Source organism: Cecembia lonarensis LW9 (assembly GCF_000298295.1).
Lineage (GTDB): Bacteria > Bacteroidota > Bacteroidia > Cytophagales > Cyclobacteriaceae > Cecembia > Cecembia lonarensis.
The window spans coordinates 1-854 of the sequence record NZ_AMGM01000240.1 but is presented as its reverse complement, the minus strand read 5'-3'; the positions used below and the strand labels follow the sequence as shown (position 1 = coordinate 854).

The window sequence follows — 854 nt, the reverse complement described above, 5'->3', positions numbered from 1 at the left end:
ACACAGTCATTAGTTTTTACTGTAAAGATTAGACTGGAGTTGTGAAGTTACTGGATTCAGGGACTATTTGTATGAGACCATTCCAATACTAAAAATCTTACTATATTCGGTGCACTCTCTCGTCCCCTTAAATTCCGTTGGACTTTTGAGTGCACATCTAGCCGGTAAATTCTGCAATGCATGTCATTCTATTATTGTACGTATGCTAGAATTTTCGATAGATTATTCTTAGCACATTGTATTGGATCTTTGAGCATAGATTGAGGCAAGAGACACGGGTTTCGGACAACCAATTCGGGTTCATGCCAGGGCGCTCAACCATGGAGGCAATCTATCTCTTACGAAGATTGATGGAAAGATATAGAGATGGGAAAAAGGATTTACACATGGTCTTTATAGATTTGGAAAAAAGCGTATGATCGGGTCCCAAGAGACATTCTTTGGAGGATTTTAGAGAAGAAAGGAGTACGAGTAGCATATATCCAAGCTATAAAGGATATGTATGATGGAGCAAAACTGCCGTAAGAAATCATGAAGGACAAACCGAAAGCTTCCCCATAATTGTTGGGTTACATCAAGGCTCATCCTTAAGTACTTACCTTTTTGCATGGGTAACGGATGAGTTAACGGGACATATTCAAGATGATATTCCTTGGTGTATGCTTTTCGCAGACGATATAGTGTTGATAGATGAAACTCAGGAAGGGGTAAATGCAAAGCTTAACCTTTGGAGAGAAGTGTTGGAATCTAAAGGTCTTCGCCTAAGCCGATCAAAGACAGAATATATGGAGTGCAAGTTCAGTGCAAATGGAGGCCAAAACGAGTTAGGGGTGAGGATCGGAGATCAGGAAATA

Annotated in this window: 1 pseudogene; it reads left to right on the top strand. The window is 40.2% G+C overall.

Annotation, left to right across the window (positions count from 1 at the left end):
- Nucleotides 1–545: 545 nt before the first annotated feature.
- Nucleotides 546–854, top strand: a pseudogene (locus B879_RS23980) (reverse transcriptase domain-containing protein); the annotation flags it as partial.